The sequence below is a fragment of the Enterococcus sp. AMC1623 genome (assembly GCF_058216495.1).
On sequence record NZ_CM177096.1, the window covers coordinates 1,331,421 to 1,351,282 of the forward strand.

Genomic DNA, 19,862 nt, shown 5'->3' on the forward strand with positions numbered 1-19,862 from the left:
GTTTTTTTACACGTTATAATGATTCATCACGATTTGAACTTAATTCGCTGATTTTTCCTGTTGCCAAGTAAACAATCCATTCACAAATATTGGTTACATAGTCACCAATTCGTTCTAAATATTGAGCAACATTGATATAATCGGTTCCACTTACAACTGTTTCTGGGTTAGCTTTCATTGCTGCAATTGTTTCATAGTAGATTTTTTCATAATATTCATTCACACGTTGATCCATTTTAGCAATCATTTTTGCATCTGCTTGGTCTGTTTTTACATACGCAACCAAAATATTATCCACCATTTTTTTTACGTAATCAGACATTTCTGAAATATCTTTTTCTACTTCCGCAATACGTTCTTGTCCTTTAACACGGATGGTTGATTTCGCAATTGATACTGCATGATCCCCCATACGTTCTAAGTCTGAACTAGCTTTCATTACAGTAATAATTTTACGTAAGTCGGTTGTTACAGGCTGTTGTAATGCAATCATCTCAAAACTTTTTTTCTCTAATAGAATTTCAAGATTATTAATATGTTCATCATATTCAATGACTTCTTTAGCTAAGGCCTTATCGTGTTTCACATACGAGCTAACCGATTTATGAATCGCTTTACTTACCATCATCCCCATCTCATAAAATTGATTATGCAGATTTAATAAGTCTTCTTCAAATTGTGTACGCAACATTTGGTTTTCTCTCCTTTACGTTTTCATGATTTATTTCATTAAAACAAATTTTATTAGCCAAATCTACCAGAAATATAATCTTCTGTCTCTTTTTTACTTGGATTCAAGAAAATTTTCTTTGTATCATTAAATTCAATCAAATCGCCGTTCAAGAAAAAGGCTGTTTTGTCAGAGATACGAGAAGCTTGTGACATATTATGAGTCACCATAATCATTGTATACTTCTCTTTTAACTCCAATAATGTGTTTTCAATTTTCCCTGAAGAAATTGGATCCAATGCACTTGTTGGTTCATCCAATAAAATAATTTCTGGATTAACTGCCAAGACGCGTGCAATACATACCCGTTGTTGTTGTCCACCTGACAAAGCTAACGCACTTGTATGTAATTTGTCTTTCACATCATCCCAAACAGAAGCAGCTTTCAAGCTTTCCTCGACCACTTGATCAAATACTTGCTTATCTGTTTCACCTTTTAATTTCAAACCATAAATAATATTTTCATAAATTGAAAATGGAAATGGATTAGGTTGTTGAAATACCATCCCAATTTCTTTACGTAAGTTTACTGTGTCCGTTTTTGGGCTATAAATATCTTTTCCTTTGTAAACGACACTTCCTGTGATTGTTACACTTGGAATTAAATCATTCATACGGTTTAAACAACGTAAATAGGTTGATTTACCACAACCAGAAGGACCAATCATTGCTGTAATCTCGCCTTGATTAATCGTCATATCAATCCCTTTTAATGCCTCTTTTTCACCATAATATAAATGTAAATCTTTGGATGAAATAATTTCTTGTCCCATTGTTTTACCTCCGTTCCCCACTAACCAAAGTGTCCTGACACGTAATCTTCTGTTGCTTGAATTTTCGGACGTGTAAAGATTTTTGATGTCACATCATATTCAATAACATTCCCTAAATAGAAGAAGGCTGTATAGTCACTGATACGCGCCGCTTGTTGCATATTGTGGGTTACGATAACAATTGAATATTCCTCTTTTAAATTGATTAATGTTTCTTCTACTTTACCTGTTGAAATTGGATCTAGCGCACTTGCTGGTTCATCTAATAACAAAATATCAGGTTTCATTGCAATTGCTCGAGCGATACATAGGCGTTGTTGTTGTCCACCTGATAACGCATGCGCACTTTTATGCAACGAATCTTTTACCTGGTCCCATAAAGCTGCTTGTTTCAAGCTAGTTTCTACAATTTCATCTAATTTATTTTTATCTTTTTCACCATGACGTTTTAACGCAAACGTGATGTTTTCATAAATTGATTTGCTAAATGGATTTGGGCGTTGGAATACCATTCCAATACGTTTTCTCATTTCATAGACATCTACTTCTGAAGAATTTACGTTTACGCCTTTATACATGATTTCGCCTGTTACTCTAGTATTTGCAATGCCATCATTCATACGGTTTAAAGAACGTAAATACGTTGATTTTCCGCATCCTGAAGGGCCAATTAAAGCAGTGATTTTATTTTTTTCAAATTCTAAATCAACACCTTTAATTGCTTCGTTATTGCCATAAAATACATGTAAATCATTTGTATGCACAATAACTTCTTTGCCTTCCATCGTAATAATATTACGTTCGTCCAAATTATATTCTTTCATGGTAATTCTCCTTATGCTGACGTCATTTTCTTATGCAATCTCTTTCCAACTGCACGTGCGCCGAAGTTGAAAGCTAAAACAGCGATAATTAATACGGCAGATGCTCCTGCAGATACAGCCACACCGTCTGGCATTGTTCCTTCCGTATTGATTTTCCAGATATGAACCGCTAATGTTTCCGCTTGACGGAAAATACTAATCGGACTTGAAACACTTAATGGATTCCAATTGCTGAAATCTAAGGCTGGTGCGCTTTGTCCAGCTGTATAAATTAAAGCCGCCGCCTCTCCAAAAATACGTCCAGAACTCAAGATAACCCCAGTTAAAATTCCTGGTGTTGCTTCTGGTACAACCACGCGTAAGACGGTTTCCCAACGAGACAATCCTAAAGCAAGGCCCGCTTCACGCTGTGTATAATGAATTGCTCGTAATGACTCTTCAACATTTCTCGTTAGCAACGGTAAGTTAAAGAAAGTTAATGCCAAAGCTCCTGAAATGATTGAAAATCCATATTCGAATTGAATAACAAAAATCAAGAAACCAAACAAACCAACAACAACAGATGGTAATGAACTTAGAATTTCAATCGATGTACGAATCACATCTGTTACCCAGTTCTTTTTCGCGTATTCAGATAAATAGATACCTGCACCTAGAGAAATTGGGAAGCTGATAAGCATTGTAATGAATAACAAGTAAAAGGAGTTAAATAATTGGATCCCGATTCCGCCCCCAACTTGGTAAGCTTTAGAAGGTTGTGTTAAAAATTCCCACGAAATATGTGGCACTCCACGAATAAGGATATAAGCTAATAATGACGCTAGAATTAAAACGATAATTCCCGAAATTCCATATAAAATTCCAGTAGCGATTTTATCTGCACGTTTTGCGTTCATTATTTCAACGCCCCTTTCTTCCCAATAATACGAATCACGATATTAAATAGTAATGACATTAATAATAAGATGAGTGCTAATGACCACAACACGTTATTTTCAACTGTACCCATAATTGTATTTCCGATACCCATTGTTAAAATAGATGTCAATGTTGAAGCAGGTGTCACTAAACTAGTTGGTAACAAAGCCGCATTACCGATAACCATTTGAATCGCTAATGCTTCACCAAAAGCACGTGCCATCCCAAATACGACTGCTGTTAAAATACCTGGCACTGCAGCACGTAAAACAACTTTATAAATTGTTTGCCAACGAGTCGCTCCTAAGGCTAAAGAAGCTTCACGATAATGACGAGGAACAGCTTTCAATGCATCTACTGTCATAGTAGTCACAGTTGGCAAAATCATAATGAATAAAACAAACGTTCCGGCTAAAATACCAAATCCGGTACCACCAAAAATAGAACGTACAAAAGGTACAATGACAGATAAGCCAATAAACCCATACACAACTGATGGAATTCCAACTAATAACTCGATAACTGGTTGTAAGATCTTTTGTCCTTGTTTAGGTGAAATTTCTACCATAAACACGGCTGCACCAATCGCAAATGGGGTGGCAACAATTGCTGATAAAAAGGTTACGACAAATGAACCCACAATCATTGGTAATGCGCCTACCATTGGCTTGCCATCTGGTCCAATTTGGCTCGGATTCCAATTTGTTCCAAATAAGAAATCAAACACATTTATTTTGTCAGTAAAGAAAGTGGCTAATCCTTTACTTGCTACAAAATAAAAGATAGATGCCACGACCAAAACAATTAAAGCGATACATAAGAAGCTAATAAATTTTCCTCTTTGCTCCATCTTGGCGCGTTTTGATTTTTTTGTTAACAATTCTTTTACATTTTCTTCCACGAGGGTTCCTCCTCAAAAACTAAGATTTTCGCTCTCACTCAGTGTAACGTTCCAACGTCAATTTTAGTTTAACGTTTTGTAAAGATTAAGAGAACTTTGTAAATTTTGTGTAAAGCTACTTAACAATGTTTCCTTCCCAATCACGTTCCACTTCCATTTTAGAAACTGGAATATATCCTAATTCTCCTACTACATTCATTTGTACTTCTTCTGAAAGAACGTAGTCTAGGAATTCTTTCGTTAGTGCTGTTGGTTCCCCTTTGGTATACATGTGCTCATAAGACCAAATAATCCAATTATTCGTGGTAACATTTTCGTCGGTCGGTTCAATCCCATCAATTGATAAAGTTGCCACATCATCTGTAACATACGAAAAAGCGACATAACTGATAGCTCCCGGCGTATCGGCAATAATTTGACGTACCATTCCACTTGAATCTTGTTCTTGTGCACGTTTTGCCGTCTCACCATCTAATACCCATTTTTCGAAAGTACCACGTGTGCCACTTCCTGCTGCACGGTTTAAAAGAACAATTTCTTGATCTTTGCCGCCAACTTCTTTCCAGTTAGTGATTTCACCTAAAAAGATTTTTTTCAAATTTTCTAAAGAAATATCTGAAACGCCTATTCCTTTATTAACAATTGGCGTAATTCCTACAGCAGCAACTTTATGATCGACTAGCGCCTCTGCATCAATCCCTTTTTTCTCTTCAGCAAATAAATCTGAATTACCAATATCAACTGCACCAGATTGAACCTGACTTAAACCAGTTCCACTTCCGCCACCCTGGACATTGATAAATTTTCCTGGATTCTCTGTTTGGTAGGCTTCTGCTACGGTTTCAACTAATGGTTGCAACGCAGAAGATCCTACTGCTGTCACAGATTCGCCACGATCAATCCATTTGGCACAACCTGTCATTAAAAGTGATAGCCCGATAAGCGGGAGCAATAATGTTCTTTTTTTCATCTGTAATCCCTCATTTTTTCATAAAAATACATTACAATCATTTCTATTTTACCATCATCTGAAAAGCTTGGAAAATACTTATTGATAAAAATGAGGTAATTCTTTTTTTCACAAAAAAAAACTTCAAGTATTTCCCATAATGGTCATACTTGAAGTTTTGTAAAATTAAATTTTTAAGAAACGTCTCATTGAGATAACTGATCCTAGTGAACCAATTACCATACCAATGATTGCTAATAAAACACAAATTTGAATCGTAAATGTTCCTGGTGCTAATAAACTATAGTTGGAACGTAGTAGCACTGGGTTAATAATATTGAAGAATCGGGGATACCCAAAATACATCAATGCCACTGGAACAGCTGCTCCAAGTAGTCCAATCCAACCACCTTCTAAGAAGAATGGCCAACGAATATAGCCATTTTTTGCACCTACTAAACGCATAATTTGAATTTCACGTTGACGTGATAAAATCGTAATACGAATCGTATTTGAAATTAAGAACATCGCCACTAATAATAATAACGCTGAACCGATTAAGCCCCACGTACGAACTCCTTGGGCAATTCCAAAGATACGGTCAGACAAATCTTCTCCGTAACTTGCTTTATGCACATACTTCGTAATTTTTTCAGCTTCTTCTGTAATACCTTTAACATAACGAGGTTCCGTTGCGCTCACCACAAAGATGTCTAACAATGGATTATCTTGATCAAACAATCCCCAAACATCGCCATAAGATTCTTTAATACGGTCTAGTTCTTCATCTTGGCTTGAATAGGTTACTGATTTTACATGAGGAATTTCGTTTAATTGTTTCTCTAATTCCTCTTTTCCTTTGTCATCTGTTCCATAAGTAACAAAGACAGACACATCTACGTTTTCTTCCATATCTTGCGCTAATTTCACTGTATTCATGATAACAACTAAGAACACACCTAATAAAGTTAGCGTAATTGTTACTGCACTAATGGAAGAAATAGTCATCCATCCGTTACGACGTAAACTCTTTAAACTTTCTAGAATATGTCGAAAAAAAGTTCTAATCATCGTAGCCGTACTCTCCTTCCACTTGGTCTCGAATAATACGTCCATTTTCAATGGCAATTACACGATGACGAATCGTATTTACAATTGTACTATTATGTGTCGCCATAACAATTGTCGTCCCTTGACCATTAATTCGTTCTAACAATTTCATGATTTCCCATGAATTCTCAGGATCAAGGTTCCCAGTTGGTTCGTCTGCAATCAATACTTTAGGCGTATTTACAATTGCACGAGCAATTGACACACGTTGTTGTTCTCCACCTGAAAGTTCACTTGGGAAAACACGGACTTTATGTTTCAACCCAACAAGGTCTAATACTTCCATCACACGTTTTTTTATTTCGCGAGGTTTACGACCAATTACTTGCATCGCATAGGCAACATTTTCATATACTGTTTTCTTTGGTAGCAACTTATAATCTTGAAAGACTACACCAATTTCACGACGTAGAAGTGGTACATCACGACGTTTTATTTTTGTTAACTCATAGCCTGCAACACTCAACATACCTTTTGTAGGTTTTTCTTCTCGATACATTAATTTGATAAAGGTAGATTTCCCTGCGCCGGATGGTCCAACGACATAAACAAATTCACCTTGATTAATCGAAACCGAAAGATTACGGATAGCTGTTGTACCATTAGAGTACTTTTTCATTACATCTTGCATTTCAATCATGGCTATCTCTCCAATCACTATTATTCATACTGGCTCATTATAGCATGCCTATATTGCAACGAGCTTTCAGTAAGTTACATTTTTATTTCATTTGAATGACTTTTAGTTATTTTGATTTAATTTAAGCTTTAAATATGCGTCAATGAAACCGTCTAAGTCACCATCCATAACTGCTTGTACGTTCCCTGTTTCAAAATTTGTACGATGATCTTTTACCATTGAGTACGGATGGAAAACATACGAGCGAATTTGTGACCCCCAACCAATTTCTAATTGTTCGCCACGCAAAGCAGCGGCTTCTTGTTCTTGTTTTTCTACTTCTAATTGATACAATTTCGCTTGTAACATACTCATCGCTTGTTCACGGTTTTTCAATTGTGAACGTTGCGCTTGACTCGCAACCACTGTTCCAGTAGGGATATGCGTAATGCGAACTGCTGATTCTGTTTTATTAATGTGTTGTCCACCGGCACCACTTGCACGGTACGTATCAATTTTCAAATCATCTGAATTGATATCGACTTCAATCGTAGCATCTAATTCAGGCATAACGTCTACTGAACAAAATGACGTATGGCGTCGTTTGGCTGAGTCAAACGGTGAAATACGAACCAAACGATGAACACCCTTTTCAGATTTCAAGTAACCATATACGTTATGACCCTTAATCAACAACGTAACGCTCTTAATACCAGCTTCATCCCCAGCTTGATAATCTAAAACTTCTACTTGATAACCATGTTGTTCCGCCCAGCGTGTATACATCCGTAGCAACATACTCCCCCAGTCTTGAGATTCCGTACCGCCAGCTCCAGGATGCAATTCTAAAATAGCGTTATTACGATCATACGGTCCATCTAATAACATCGACAACTCATAGGTATTCATTTCTTCACGTAAACTTTTAATACCAGCAACTAATTCTGCTTCGATTTCTGGGTCAGGCTCTTCTTGTAACATTTCGACCATTACTTCCAATTCTTCCACACCATTGGCTAAATGATTAAATTGGTCATAAGTTTCCTTGTTGGCATTATTCTCATTAATGACTTGCTGTGCTGACTCAGAATTGTCCCAAAAACCTGGTTCAGCCATGCGATGTTCTGCCTCTGCGATATCCTCTTCTAATTGTTCGAGGTCAAAGAGACCCCCTAAAGCTTGTAATTTTTTCATTCATTTCTTCTAATTGATTGCGAATTTCAGCAATTTCCATTTTATTTCCTTCTTTCATAAATTTAGATAATCAAAGGGCTGGACAATTTATATGACCAGCCCTCCCGAAGAGTACAAATAAATTGTCTCTTTATTTCATATGTTTTCTACTTGCCTTTACCATGGCAGTTTTTATATTTTTTGCCACTTCCACAAGGACATGGATCATTACGACCAACTTTAGTTACTTTCACTGGACGTTTTTCAGCCGTGTTCGTATCAGCTTGCTCGGTTGGTTGTACTTCTGTTTGAGCAACTTGCTCACGTTGGACATTTTGGCGAATTTCAGCTTTCATAAACAAGCGTGTTACATCATATTCAATTGCGCCAACCATGTTTTCAAACATGGTATATCCTTCTGTTTGATATTCAACAAGTGGATTATTTTGACCATATGCACGTAAACCAATTGATTGACGTAATTGATCCATAGCATCAATATGATCGGTCCATTTTGAATCAACTACTCGTAAAATAACTACTTTTTGGAATTCTAGTAATTGTTCTGGACTATTTAATTGGGTCACTTTTTCATCAAATTTTTCTTGTGCACGTTGCATTAAGTATTCTTTGACTTGTTCAGGGTCTTTTCCTTCAAGATCCGCTACAGAAATTGAATCTTCATGAACTAATACACTACCGGCGAAATCAACAATGCCAATGCGGTTTAATTGATGTGCTTCTACATCTGTGTGTCCATCAACCACACGTTCAATTGTGCGTTTCACCATATTCATCAATACGTCAGACAATGAACTTTCTTCCATAATTACTTGTTGACGTTGACGATAAATGACTTCACGTTGTTCACGCATTACATCATCGTATTGCAAGACATTTTTACGTGTATCATAGTTATTTCCTTCCACACGTTTTTGTGCCGATTCAACTTGTTTTGAGAACATTCTGCTTTGAATTACAGAGTCTTCTTCATCAATATTCAATCGGTCTAAAAATGCTTTAATTCGTTCTGAGCCAAAACGTCTCATTAAATCATCTTCTAAAGATAAATAAAATTGAGAAACCCCAGGATCGCCTTGACGTCCGGCACGTCCACGTAACTGATTATCGATACGACGAGATTCATGACGTTCTGTACCAATAACTGCTAGACCACCAACTTCAGCAACGCCTAGACCTAATTTAATATCGGTACCACGACCTGCCATGTTAGTTGCGATTGTAACAGCACCTTTTTGACCTGCATTTAGAATAATTTCAGCTTCTTTAAAATGGTTTTTCGCATTTAAGACTTCATGTGGGATACGTTCTCTATCTAACATAGTTGATAATAATTCTGAAGTCTCTACAGCAACTGTACCCACCAATACTGGTTGTCCTTTGCGATAGCGTTCTTTAATATCTTGAACTACAGCTTTAAATTTACTATTTAAGGTTGGATATAATAAATCAGCACGGTCATCACGAATAACTGGTTTATTTGTTGGAATTTGGAATACTTGGATATTATATATCTCACGAAATTCCTCTTCTTCTGTCTTAGCAGTCCCAGTCATCCCAGCTAGTTTTTTATACATACGGAAAAAGTTTTGGAAAGTAATCGATGCCATTGTTTTTGTTTCATCTTCAATCTCTACGCCTTCTTTGGCTTCGATTGCTTGATGTAACCCGTCAGAATAACGACGACCATCCATAATTCGACCCGTAAATTGGTCAACAATCATTACTTTATTCTCTTGTACAACATAATCAATGTCACGAAGCATGATATAGTTGGCACGTAATGATTGGTCTAAATGATGTGTCAATGCAGTATTTTCAATATCATATAAATTATCTAAACCAAATGTTTCTTCTGCTTTTTCAATTCCTGTTTCAGTCAGACTAATTGTTTTTGATTGAACATCAATTTTATAGTCTTCTTCTTCTTTCAAGCGTTTGATAAAATTATCTGCACGTACATATAATGCTGTTGATTTTTCTGCTTGTCCAGAAATGATTAACGGTGTTCTAGCTTCATCGACTAAAATTGAGTCAACCTCATCGACAATTGCATAGTTCAATGGACGTTGAACCATTTGATGACGGTATACCACCATGTTGTCACGTAAATAATCAAATCCTAGTTCGTTGTTAGTACTATATGTGATATCGCACGCGTACGCTGCACGTTTTTCTTCTGAAGATTTTGAGTTGATATTTAAACCAACTGTCATTCCTAAGAAATTGTATAATTCACCCATTTCAGTTGAGTCACGAGTTGCTAAGTATTCATTTACAGTTACAACATGAACCCCTTCGCCTGTTAAAGCATTTAAATACACAGGCATGGTCGCAGTTAAAGTCTTACCTTCACCGGTACGCATTTCTGGAATGTTCCCGTCGTGTAAGACAATCCCTCCCATTAATTGTACATGATATGGATATAGTCCTAAGACACGTTTTGCTGCTTCACGGACAACTGCAAACGCTTCTGTTAATAATTGATCTAACGTTTCTCCTTGTTGGTAACGTTGACGAAACTCATCTGTTTTCGCACGTAATTCTTCATCTGATAATGCACTCATTTGATCTGCTAACGCTTCGATCTTATTTGCCATTTGATCTAGTCGTTTAATTTCTTTTTTATCATTTTCAATCAGTGTTCTAAAAAAGTTGGCCATCCCTTTACGATTCTCCTTTTAAACATTGTTCCACTTCCTAATATAACATTGGAAAGTCTTCAATCCATTTTATCACTTGTTTCCTTTGATTGCTACTTTTTCCGCTAATTCACGCAGACGGACTTTTGTTTTTAAGAAAAGCATAAAAAAAATCTAGGCGTCTCCACCTAGATTTCTTAGTTTTATTGATTAATCTGTTTCAATTAAGCCATATTTGCCATCTTTACGACGATAAACAATGCTAGTGCCATTTGTTTCTGCATCTTCAAAGATAAAGAAGTTATGTCCTAACATATTCATTTGTAATACAGCTTCTTCACTGTCCATTGGTTTTAATGAAAGACGTTTTGTGCGAACAATATCTAATTCAGAACCATTTTCTTCTTCCTCTTCAGGTGCTGAAAAAATTGCTGCTTGTACATCTGGTAAAGCTGTTTCTCTAGATTTACGGTTAATTTTTGTTTTGAATTTGCGGATTTGACGCTCTAATTTATCGACAACCAAATCAATACTTGCGTATAAATCTGGTGATGTTTCTTCCGCGCGTAACACAAGATATGGTAGTGGGATTGTGACTTCTACCTTCGCTGTTTTCTCTGTATAAACTTTTAAGTTTACATGAGCTGTTGCATCAGGTGCATCACTAAAGTAGCGTTCTAATTTCCCTACTTTTTTCTCCACATAGTCGCGAATTGCCTCAGTAACTTCAATATTTTCTCCGCGTACATTATATCTAAACATAACAATTGCCCCTTTCATCTACCAATTAAAGAGGAATAAGGACCACTCTATATTCCTCTTCTTATATCTATTATATCGAACTTTATTATAAATGCAAAAGAAATCGGTATCAAAAACAGAAAATATTTTATCGTGCCAAAGATAATGTCCTTATTTCTCTTGGATGATACGCATTTAATGCCTCTGCCGCATGAAATAAAGTTCGCCCAGTTGTATAGACATCATCGACTAATAGAATGCGTTTGCCAGTAATCTGTTGCTCTGTCGCAACAATTTCAAATGGTTGTGGTGTTATCAATCTTTCTGAACGATTTTTTTCTGCTTGCGGCACTGTATTCACTTTTTTATCTAATAATTTTTCTATCTTAATAGCAGCTGCTTCTAAAATGCCTTCTACTTGATTAAAACCGCGTTTAAGATAACGTTCTTTGGACAAAGGAATGGCACAAATAACATCAAATTTCTCTTTCTTAAAAAAATGTCGTAATTCAACAACGAACGTTTTCCTCAAGCGATAGTCACCTAAAAATTTATATTGATGAATCCATTGGTGAAAAGCATCATCGTATTGAAAAAATGCTTCATGTTGAAAATTATACGTTGGATAAATTTTATGCCAACGCAAGCAATCCTGACAAGGTATCGACGATCCAGCTTTGCGACAGGTTGGACAGCCTGCCACAATAGGTGTCAGTAATTCTGAACAAGCCTGACATCGTTCCTCATCAAGATGAAATGGCCATACTATTTCTGGCATAGTTAAGTTACGAATAATTGTTTTTTGACACCAATTACAGCGCATTCGTTCGCCACCTTTTTGCTAACTTATTCATTTCCTTAATTTCTTGACAAGCCATTCGAATAGCAGATGTTTGTTGATTCAAGAAAAAAACAACTCGTCCACCATTAAATTCCCCTTTGCGATCCACTCTACCAGCAATCTGAACAAGAGCAGATTTTGTATAAATTGGATGATTCGCTCCCATAATAATCACAGAAACCTTTTCAAAAGTGACTCCTCTTTCAAGAATGGTCGTAGTAAACAACACACGATATACTTGCTCCCGCATTGCTTGTACTTTTTCTTTTCGTTGTTCGTCTTGAGAAGAGACACACGCAATCAGCTCGGGCGGAAAATACGCTTTGACTGCTGCATATAATTTCTTCATATAAGCAATACTCGGGCAAAATACTAAAACTGCATTGTCTTGTAGCAATTCATTTAATAACCGAAGAAGTTTTTTTAATTTCCATTTACGTTGATAACAGCTCGCCCAGTGTTCATACCAACATACTTCTGGAACAATTAATGGACGTTGATGATAGCGAATAGGTAATTTCATAATCGCAAACGTCTCTTGAATTTCTGCCAACAAAGACTGAGAAGGCGTTGCCGTTAAATAAACATATAGTCCTTCAGGTTTACGTGCTTGGCGGACTGCAAAACGTAATTGTTGATTCCCTTCATAAGGAAACGCATCAATTTCATCTACAATTAATAAGTCAAACGCGTGGTAAAAATGGAACAATTGATGTGTTGTACAAACTGTCAATTTATTATAACGATACTTTTCTTCTGAATTTCCATACAATAATAACGCATTTTCTTCTGGAAATGCTTGTTGGATACGGGGAAATAATTCACGACACACATCAATACGTGGCGAAGTAATCCCTACTCGTCCGCCTATTGATAATACTTGCTGAATAATTGGAAAAATCATTTCAGTCTTGCCTGATCCAGTAACAGCCCAAACCAATGAATGTTGCTTTTTTTTATTATTTTTTAAAAGAGAATCAGCAATCTCCTGTTGTGGTGGTGTGAATGTTCCTTGCCAATCAAAACATACCTTACGTTGTTGATAATCATTATCTTCTTTAGATAATAAGACGTCTTCATTAGTTAAACGTCCAAATTGCAAACATGCGACACAATAATAATTTCCATTTGGTAAAAAATGTTTTTCTTGAGCAAACAAACCTCCACATCGCTGACACTGTCCTTTGTCTACATCAAGAGCTTCTCGCACCATCGTGGTATCACTTAATGTAGGTAAGTCTTTTTTAGAAATAGCAATTTGCCTCCCTAACTCGTCCATAATAGCCTCCCTCCTACCTATAACTACGCAAAAAAGCGAGGAAATTTTATCGATTTCCTCGCTTTACTCATTTTTATTTATGAAGGGGTGAATTATTCGCCAATCAAATCTAGTGCTTGCTGTAACACTTTCTCACCATTCATCATGCCATAATCTGCCATGTTGATTACTTCTAAAGGAATTCCTTTTGATGCTAGTCGTTTTTCGAAGTCACCTTTCATAAAACGAACTTGAGGACCTAATAATAACACGTTAACATCTTTGTTTGCTAAATGGTTGTCGGCATCAGATGCTGAAACTGCAAAAATATCTGTATCTAATCCTTTTGTTTCTGCTGCTTGCTGCATTTTTGTTACTAATAAACTAGTGCTCATTCCTGCTGAACATACTAACATAATTGTTTTTTTTGCCATAATAAATCTCCCCTTAACTATTCCATAATCATTATTATTTATACTATTTTATATACAAACCATAGTTCTATTATAAAATAAACTCCTTCTTTGTCAACGCTTCCTTTTAATTTAACTCTAACCAAGTTGATTTGACTAATGGACGAAATACAACATACTCTTTTTCTAAATTCACATGGACTACTTCATATTTAGCATTAATCCAGGCATAGGCACCTTTTTCAGGATGTTTGTAATCATTTGTCCACCAATCAAGCGTTGTTCGCGCAGTTCGTGGTAAACCATTCGCTGGAAATAATAATTCGTCAAACTGAGTAAACGTCAAGGTTACTTGTGAACCACCATTGTTTACTAAGTAAGTTGTAATGACATCATACTTTTTTTTGCGTTTTACCATGGTTTACCCCTCCTTTTATTCATTATTACGCTTTCATAAAAAAATTGCAAGGTTTGCATCAATTTGAAAATTAATTCGTTTTTTTCTATACTGTAGAAAAGGGGTGAACAATCTTGATTGATACTTATTTGACCATTAAAGAAGATGGACAAAGTGAAATAGAAATAAAAAAATCCCGTTTTATTTGCTCATTGAAACGAATTGAAACAGAAGAAGAAGCCAAGGACTTCATTCAAGCCTTAAAAAAAGAACACTGGAAAGCGAACCATAATTGCAGTGCTTTTGTATTAGGTGAAAAAAATGACATCCAACGTTCAAGCGATGATGGTGAACCTAGTGGGACTGCTGGTGTTCCTATGCTAGAAGTCTTGAAAAAAAATGAATTAATAAATGTTGTCGCAGTTGTCACTCGCTATTTCGGAGGAACCAAATTAGGTGCTGGTGGACTCATTCGGGCTTATTCAAGTGCTGTTTCTCATGCGCTAAATGAAATTGGAATTGTGGAAGGAAAGCTTCAAAAAGAAGTTTTTGTACAAGTTGAATATCCACTATTAGGCAAATTGCAACATTATTTGGAACAAAATCAATTTTACGTTAAGGATACGCAGTTTTTGGAGAACATTACACTATGCGTTATGGTACAAAATGAAGAAAGCTTCAAACAAGCAGTTATCGATTTATTAAATGGGCAAGTATCGTTTGAAGATGGCGAATATTCTTACGTGGAAATTCCAGTAGCAAATAAAACAAGCTGAAGCACGCTCCAGCTTGTTTTTATTTTTCCAAAAAGAATTCAAAACGATTGCCAACATATTGACTACGAACATACTCAAAAGGCTGTCCATCTAATAAGAAAGAGACTTGACGCATACGTAAAATCGCATCGCCTTTTTTGATATCTAAGTAATCCGCAATTTTTTCTGATGCAATCATTGCTGAAATAGTTTGATTTGCACCGCCAATTTTTTTCTGCCCTTTTTCTTCCAGTGTTCGGTAAAGTGATGAGGTAATTTCTGACTTGCTATACTCCCGAATTAATTTTTCAGGAACACTTGCCACTTCAAAACAAATCGGTATATCATCCGCCAAACGAATACGTTCCATTCTCAAAATAATATCGTCTTTGGTTAATTGTAACTTATCCATCTCACTAGAACTTGGGGAAGTAAAAAAATAAGAAACTGCACGACTAGATGGTTCTCTCCCTTGAGACAACATAATTTCGGTAAAGCTTGTGGTTCCTGTCATTTTTTCTTGCACTTTTCGACGTGCCACATATGTTCCTGAGCCAATTTTTCTTTCAAGAATTCCTTCATCAGCTAAAGTTTGAATCGCTTGTCGTAAGGTCATTCGACTCACACCAAATTGAGTAGAAAGTTCTCGTTCTGAAGGAAGACGATCTCCTATTTTCCAATAATTTGTTTCAATTTTTTCTTTAATTGCATCATGTATTTGAATATATACAGGCAATGTATCTACCATTTTTTACCCTCTCCTTCTTTTCTCTTTATTATAGCTACTATCCTTCTAAATTCAAATAAAACTCCTAAAAAAAACTTTCAACATAAAACTGTTGAAAGTTCTCTAGTTTAATAGTTCTTAGAACGCCACTTAATTGTATGTTTGGTTGGACGTGGTCGTGTTACCTTTACGCCATCTTTTTTCAATAAATTGACTGTAACATCCTTTTTAGTAATATCATGAATGTGTTCAGCTGCTTCTGTTATTTTTTCTTTTAAATTAAATGGTAGTTTCATCTTAAACACTCCCTTTTTATTTTAGAGTATCGCAAAATTAAAATTTATTCAAATAAAAAAAGACACGTCTTAAACGTGTCGTAAAAACTGGGGTAGCTGGATTCGAACCAACGCATGAGGGAGTCAAAGTCCCTTGCCTTACCGCTTGGCTATACCCCAATGGTGGAGGAGAGTGGATTCGAACCACTGAACCCGAAGGAACGGATTTACAGTCCGTCGCGTTTAGCCACTTCGCTACTCCTCCAAAAGGTTGTTTGATCAACCTGACTTAGTTATAATACAATATTCTTTTTTACTTTGCAATACTTTTTTCAAGTTTTTTTATTTTTTCTAGAAATTATTCATGTAAGTTCCACTGACGAATAATTGACTCAATTGCAAGGTCTAATGTCTTACTTGCACCAAGTTCTTCATTGTCCATAAAGCTTTGAAATTCTTTTGGTCCATATGCTAAAACTTCACCAATTTTTTTCTTACCAATATATAATTCAGTTACATCATAAGTTGATCCGCTAATTGTTTTTTTTGTTTCTTCAATACGTACTTCAATATCTTTATTTTTTTTCACAATTTTCACCTCGAGTTACATTCTATCATAAATTTATTTATTTCCTAGTAGAAACTTCTCTTCTTCGCTATTTTTATAAAAACAACTTCTCAAAAAGTTTCTGAGAAGTTGTTTTATCTTATTGATTCGTTAATACTGCATTTACTACATTATAACCAGCTGATTCTAAAGCCTGTTGAATAGTAGCAACTGCTTGAGATTCGACTTGGATTTCAATAATTGTTCCGTCACTTACACGATTCACGACAATCGTCGCTATACTAAAATCATTGTTAGCTAATAACTGGGCAATATCAGCTAAAATTCCTTTTTGATCTTCCGTAATTTGAATGGTTACTCGTGTTCCACCATTGTTATAACCAGTAATTTTTAAGAAGGCATCAAAAATATCATTATTTGTAATAATCCCTAATAAATTAGGACCTTCTACTACCGGTAAGACACCGATATTTTTCGAACGCATAATGGCAATTCCATCTTCTAATAATGCCTCTGGTGAAATTGTTTCGATATCCTTAATCATTACATCACGAACAGTCGTCTTATTTAATAAATAATTGACTTCATAAACACTCAAGCTAGTGGCTTTTGAAGGCATCGCTTCTTGAATGATTCCTTCTGTAATTAATCCCACTAATTGATTATTTTCTAATACTGGCAAACGATGAATATCATGCTTTTTCATCAAATCTACTGCATCAAAAATCGGTGTGTCGGTTGTTACAGTTACTAAATCTGTGGTCATAAAATCACTTACGCTCATTTTTTACCCTCCTAAGTATGCTTTCTTAACAGCTTCACTAGATAGCAATTCTTTTCCAGTACCTTCAAGAACTACTTTACCTGTTTCTAATACATATCCTCGATCAGCAATCGATAAAGCCATGTGTGCATTTTGTTCAATCAACAAAACGGTTGTGCCTTGTTGTTGAATTTCTTGAATAATCGAAAAAATTTCGCGGATGAAAATTGGCGCTAATCCCATTGATGGTTCATCTAACAATAATAATTTAGGACGAGACATTAACGCGCGCCCCATCGCTAACATTTGTTGTTCTCCACCAGATAACGTTGCTGCATCTTGGGTTTTACGCTCTTTTAAAACAGGAAATTTAGCAAATACTTGTTCATAATCTGCTTTTACGCCACTATCTTTACGCAGAAACGCACCCATTTCTAAATTTTCTTGAACAGTTAACCCCGCAAAGACATGACGGCCTTCTGGTACTTGAGATAAGCCCGAAGCAACAATTTTTTGTGGAGCAGCTTTTTCGATTGCTTGTTCCTCAAAGAAAATTGAACCTTCTGAAGGACGAATCAACCCAGATATTGTTCGTAAAATTGTTGTTTTTCCGGCACCATTTGCGCCAATTAACGAAACAATCTCACCTTGATTTACATGGAAGGAAACGTTATGAACGGCTTGAATCATACCGTAACGCACCGATAGATTATCAACTTTTAACATTAAATTTCCCCTCCTAGATACGCCTCAATTACACGAGGGTTATTTTTAATTTCATCTGGATTTCCTTCTGCGATGACTTGACCATATTCTAACACATAAATTCGCTCACAAACATCCATAACCAAATTCATATCATGTTCGATTAAAACAATAGTTAAACCAAAATCTTTTTGAATTTGACGAATTAATTTTGTCAATTCAGCAGTTTCTTGGGGATTCATCCCAGCTGCCGGTTCATCTAAGAAAAGAATTTTAGGATTAGTTGCTAACGCTCGAACAATTTCTAAGCGGCGTTGTTGGCCATAAGGTAAATTTTTAGCTAACGTTTCTTCTTTCTCTTCCAAATCAAAGATACTTAAAAGTTCACGTACTTTTTGACGCATCATCTCTTCAGTTTGATAAAATTTGGGTAAGCGTAAAATCGTACTAAAGAATCCTTCTTTATTTTTCGAATTCATCGCAATCAAGACATTATCCATAACTGTCAAATCTTTAAATAAACGAATATTTTGGAAAGTTCTAGACAAGCCTAAATCTGCAATTTTATACGGTTTAATACCATTTAGACGCGCTTCTTTTCCATCCATATTTAACAATACATCCCCACTACTTGGTTCATAAACACCGGTTAACAGGTTAAACAATGTGGTTTTACCCGCACCATTTGGGCCGATTAAACCAACTAATTCATTGTTTTCCAAAGTAATATTGACATGTGAAACGGCAGCTAGACCACCGAAATTTTTTGTTAATTGATTAACTGTTAGTAGAGGCATTTGAGTCATCCTCCTTTTTAGAAAATTTATTAAAGATACGTTTTACTGAGAATTCCCATGTTCCCAATAGACCACTTGGTTTGAAAATCATAATTACAATAATCGCTAAAGCGTAAATAATCATACGTAAGTTTCCAAAATCTTGCAGATACATATTTAAGAAACCTAATACCACGGCTGCCACCACTGCGCCTGTTGTACTCCCAATTCCGCCAAATACCACAATAATCAACACATCAATTGATTTCATAAATCCGTAATCTTGTGGGAATACAGATTGTTGATAGCTAGCAAACAATGAACCAGCAACACTTGCTAACACTGCACCTAATACAAAAGCTGTTACCTTGTATTTAGTTGTATTAACACCCATTGATTCCGCAGCAATTTCATCTTCACGAACAGACAAAGTCGCACGACCAGGACCGCTATGAATGAAATTCGAAACGATTAAAATAGACAAAGTCATCATGATAAAGATTACTTGCCAATTACTAAACTGTGGCAAACCAAAAATCCCTGCTGGTCCGTTGGTAAGACCGCTCAGATTAATTATTAAAATACGAATAATCTCCGAAATACCTAATGTAGCGATTGCTAAATAGTCTCCTTTTAAACGCAGTGTTGGAATACCTACTGCTAAAGCAATCACACCGGCTAACAACATGCCTAAAAGAATTCCCATTGCAAAGCCACCAAATGTAGGATTATCACGTGTAATAATCGCTGTTGCATATGCCCCAATCGCCATAAATCCTGCATGGCCTAATGAAAATTGACCAGAAAAACCGATAATTAAGTTCAAACTTACTGCTAAGATAATATTAATACCAATATTGGCAATAATCGCATCGGTAAATAGATTGATTACTCCGCCATTATATAAAGCAAATAAACCAAAATAGATGACAGCCGCAATTGCTAACCAAGTCAAATTGTATTTTAAATTCTTCTTCATTGCT

General features: G+C 35.8%; 23 protein-coding genes and 2 tRNA genes. 1 reads left to right on the forward strand and 24 read right to left on the reverse strand.

Features of this window, described 5'->3' with window-relative positions; translation table 11 throughout:
• Positions 1–13 precede the first annotated feature (13 nt).
• The 15 genes from phoU to AC4BC7_RS06635 all read right to left on the reverse strand — a co-directional run bounded on the left by phoU (position 14) and on the right by AC4BC7_RS06635 (position 14,331).
• Positions 14–691: a phosphate signaling complex protein PhoU gene (gene phoU / locus AC4BC7_RS06565; RefSeq protein WP_207941073.1), complete on the reverse strand. Its 678-nt coding sequence runs from the start codon at positions 689–691 to the stop codon at positions 14–16.
• A gap of 53 nt (positions 692–744) precedes the next feature.
• The gene (pstB, locus tag AC4BC7_RS06570; protein ID WP_207941074.1) at positions 745–1,503 is read right to left on the reverse strand and encodes a phosphate ABC transporter ATP-binding protein PstB; all 759 of its coding nucleotides are present in this window, start codon (positions 1,501–1,503) and stop codon (positions 745–747) included.
• Positions 1,504–1,523: 20 nt separating this feature from the next.
• A complete protein-coding gene (gene pstB, locus AC4BC7_RS06575) occupies positions 1,524–2,327 on the reverse strand; it encodes a phosphate ABC transporter ATP-binding protein PstB (protein WP_207941075.1) in 804 nt (267 codons plus the stop codon).
• Between the two features lie 11 nt (positions 2,328–2,338).
• On the reverse strand, positions 2,339–3,223 hold the full coding sequence (gene pstA, locus AC4BC7_RS06580; RefSeq protein ID WP_207941076.1) for a phosphate ABC transporter permease PstA: 885 nt from the start codon (positions 3,221–3,223) through the stop codon (positions 2,339–2,341).
• Positions 3,223–4,095: a phosphate ABC transporter permease subunit PstC gene (gene pstC, locus AC4BC7_RS06585; RefSeq protein WP_243430578.1), complete on the reverse strand. Its 873-nt coding sequence runs from the start codon at positions 4,093–4,095 to the stop codon at positions 3,223–3,225. The genes pstA and pstC overlap by 1 nt, the downstream gene beginning before the upstream one ends.
• 166 nt (positions 4,096–4,261) lie before the next feature.
• Complete coding sequence (locus AC4BC7_RS06590; protein WP_207941079.1) at positions 4,262–5,116, reverse strand: phosphate ABC transporter substrate-binding protein PstS; 855 nt, start codon at positions 5,114–5,116, stop codon at positions 4,262–4,264.
• A 165-nt stretch (positions 5,117–5,281) separates the two neighbouring features.
• The gene (gene ftsX / locus AC4BC7_RS06595; RefSeq protein WP_207941080.1) at positions 5,282–6,166 is read right to left on the reverse strand and encodes a permease-like cell division protein FtsX; all 885 of its coding nucleotides are present in this window, start codon (positions 6,164–6,166) and stop codon (positions 5,282–5,284) included.
• The gene (ftsE, locus tag AC4BC7_RS06600) at positions 6,159–6,845 is read right to left on the reverse strand and encodes a cell division ATP-binding protein FtsE (protein WP_207941081.1); all 687 of its coding nucleotides are present in this window, start codon (positions 6,843–6,845) and stop codon (positions 6,159–6,161) included. The genes ftsX and ftsE overlap by 8 nt, the downstream gene beginning before the upstream one ends.
• Before the next feature lie 102 nt (positions 6,846–6,947).
• Positions 6,948–8,058 (reverse strand): peptide chain release factor 2 gene (gene prfB / locus AC4BC7_RS06605; protein WP_490504192.1). Its coding sequence is split into 2 segments (ribosomal slippage): positions 6,948–7,985 and positions 7,987–8,058, totalling 1,110 coding nucleotides; the frame shifts between segments, so codons are not numbered across the junction.
• 106 nt (positions 8,059–8,164) lie between these two features.
• Positions 8,165–10,681 carry a preprotein translocase subunit SecA gene (gene secA / locus AC4BC7_RS06610; protein ID WP_207941083.1) on the reverse strand — a complete coding sequence of 839 codons (2,517 nt, stop codon included), beginning with the start codon at positions 10,679–10,681 and terminating at the stop codon, positions 8,165–8,167.
• A 189-nt stretch (positions 10,682–10,870) separates the two neighbouring features.
• Positions 10,871–11,422 (reverse strand): ribosome hibernation-promoting factor, HPF/YfiA family, encoded by a 552-nt coding sequence (gene hpf, locus AC4BC7_RS06615; protein WP_207941084.1) that lies wholly within the window; start codon positions 11,420–11,422, stop codon positions 10,871–10,873.
• 127 nt (positions 11,423–11,549) lie between these two features.
• Positions 11,550–12,224 (reverse strand): ComF family protein, encoded by a 675-nt coding sequence (locus AC4BC7_RS06620; protein ID WP_490504193.1) that lies wholly within the window; start codon positions 12,222–12,224, stop codon positions 11,550–11,552.
• A complete protein-coding gene (locus AC4BC7_RS06625) occupies positions 12,214–13,521 on the reverse strand; it encodes an ATP-dependent helicase ComFA (protein ID WP_490504194.1) in 1,308 nt (435 codons plus the stop codon). Before AC4BC7_RS06625 ends, AC4BC7_RS06620 begins: the two co-directional genes overlap by 11 nt.
• A gap of 92 nt (positions 13,522–13,613) precedes the next feature.
• A complete protein-coding gene (locus AC4BC7_RS06630) occupies positions 13,614–13,934 on the reverse strand; it encodes a PTS sugar transporter subunit IIB (protein WP_207941087.1) in 321 nt (106 codons plus the stop codon).
• A gap of 106 nt (positions 13,935–14,040) precedes the next feature.
• On the reverse strand, positions 14,041–14,331 hold the full coding sequence (locus AC4BC7_RS06635) for a DUF7662 domain-containing protein (protein WP_207941088.1): 291 nt from the start codon (positions 14,329–14,331) through the stop codon (positions 14,041–14,043).
• 113 nt (positions 14,332–14,444) lie between these two features.
• Between AC4BC7_RS06635 and AC4BC7_RS06640 the strand changes: the two genes are divergently transcribed.
• Positions 14,445–15,086 carry a YigZ family protein gene (locus tag AC4BC7_RS06640; protein WP_207941090.1) on the forward strand — a complete coding sequence of 214 codons (642 nt, stop codon included), beginning with the start codon at positions 14,445–14,447 and terminating at the stop codon, positions 15,084–15,086.
• Positions 15,087–15,105: 19 nt separating this feature from the next.
• Here the strand turns inward: AC4BC7_RS06640 and AC4BC7_RS06645 are convergent, their stop codons facing one another.
• The 9 genes from AC4BC7_RS06645 to AC4BC7_RS06685 form a co-directional block, all read right to left on the reverse strand.
• Entirely contained in the window at positions 15,106–15,813 is a 708-nt protein-coding gene (locus tag AC4BC7_RS06645; protein WP_207941092.1) for a GntR family transcriptional regulator, read from the reverse strand.
• A gap of 107 nt (positions 15,814–15,920) precedes the next feature.
• Positions 15,921–16,088, reverse strand: coding sequence for a hypothetical protein (locus AC4BC7_RS06650; RefSeq protein ID WP_207941094.1), 168 nt, complete (start codon positions 16,086–16,088; stop codon positions 15,921–15,923).
• A gap of 87 nt (positions 16,089–16,175) precedes the next feature.
• Positions 16,176–16,247: transfer RNA gene (locus AC4BC7_RS06655), tRNA-Gln, on the reverse strand.
• Between the two features lies 1 nt (position 16,248).
• Positions 16,249–16,332, reverse strand: a tRNA-Tyr gene (locus tag AC4BC7_RS06660).
• Positions 16,333–16,425: 93 nt separating this feature from the next.
• Complete coding sequence (locus AC4BC7_RS06665; RefSeq protein WP_207941471.1) at positions 16,426–16,659, reverse strand: DUF2969 family protein; 234 nt, start codon at positions 16,657–16,659, stop codon at positions 16,426–16,428.
• Positions 16,660–16,774: 115 nt separating this feature from the next.
• Positions 16,775–17,419, reverse strand: a complete 645-nt coding sequence (locus AC4BC7_RS06670; RefSeq protein ID WP_490504196.1) for a CBS and ACT domain-containing protein — start codon at positions 17,417–17,419, stop codon at positions 16,775–16,777.
• A 3-nt stretch (positions 17,420–17,422) separates the two neighbouring features.
• Complete coding sequence (locus tag AC4BC7_RS06675; protein ID WP_490504197.1) at positions 17,423–18,124, reverse strand: ABC transporter ATP-binding protein; 702 nt, start codon at positions 18,122–18,124, stop codon at positions 17,423–17,425.
• Positions 18,124–18,900 carry an ABC transporter ATP-binding protein gene (locus AC4BC7_RS06680; protein ID WP_279381651.1) on the reverse strand — a complete coding sequence of 259 codons (777 nt, stop codon included), beginning with the start codon at positions 18,898–18,900 and terminating at the stop codon, positions 18,124–18,126. The genes AC4BC7_RS06675 and AC4BC7_RS06680 overlap by 1 nt, the downstream gene beginning before the upstream one ends.
• Entirely contained in the window at positions 18,881–19,858 is a 978-nt protein-coding gene (locus AC4BC7_RS06685) for a branched-chain amino acid ABC transporter permease (RefSeq protein WP_207941098.1), read from the reverse strand. The genes AC4BC7_RS06680 and AC4BC7_RS06685 overlap by 20 nt, the downstream gene beginning before the upstream one ends.
• Positions 19,859–19,862: the final 4 nt, after the last annotated feature.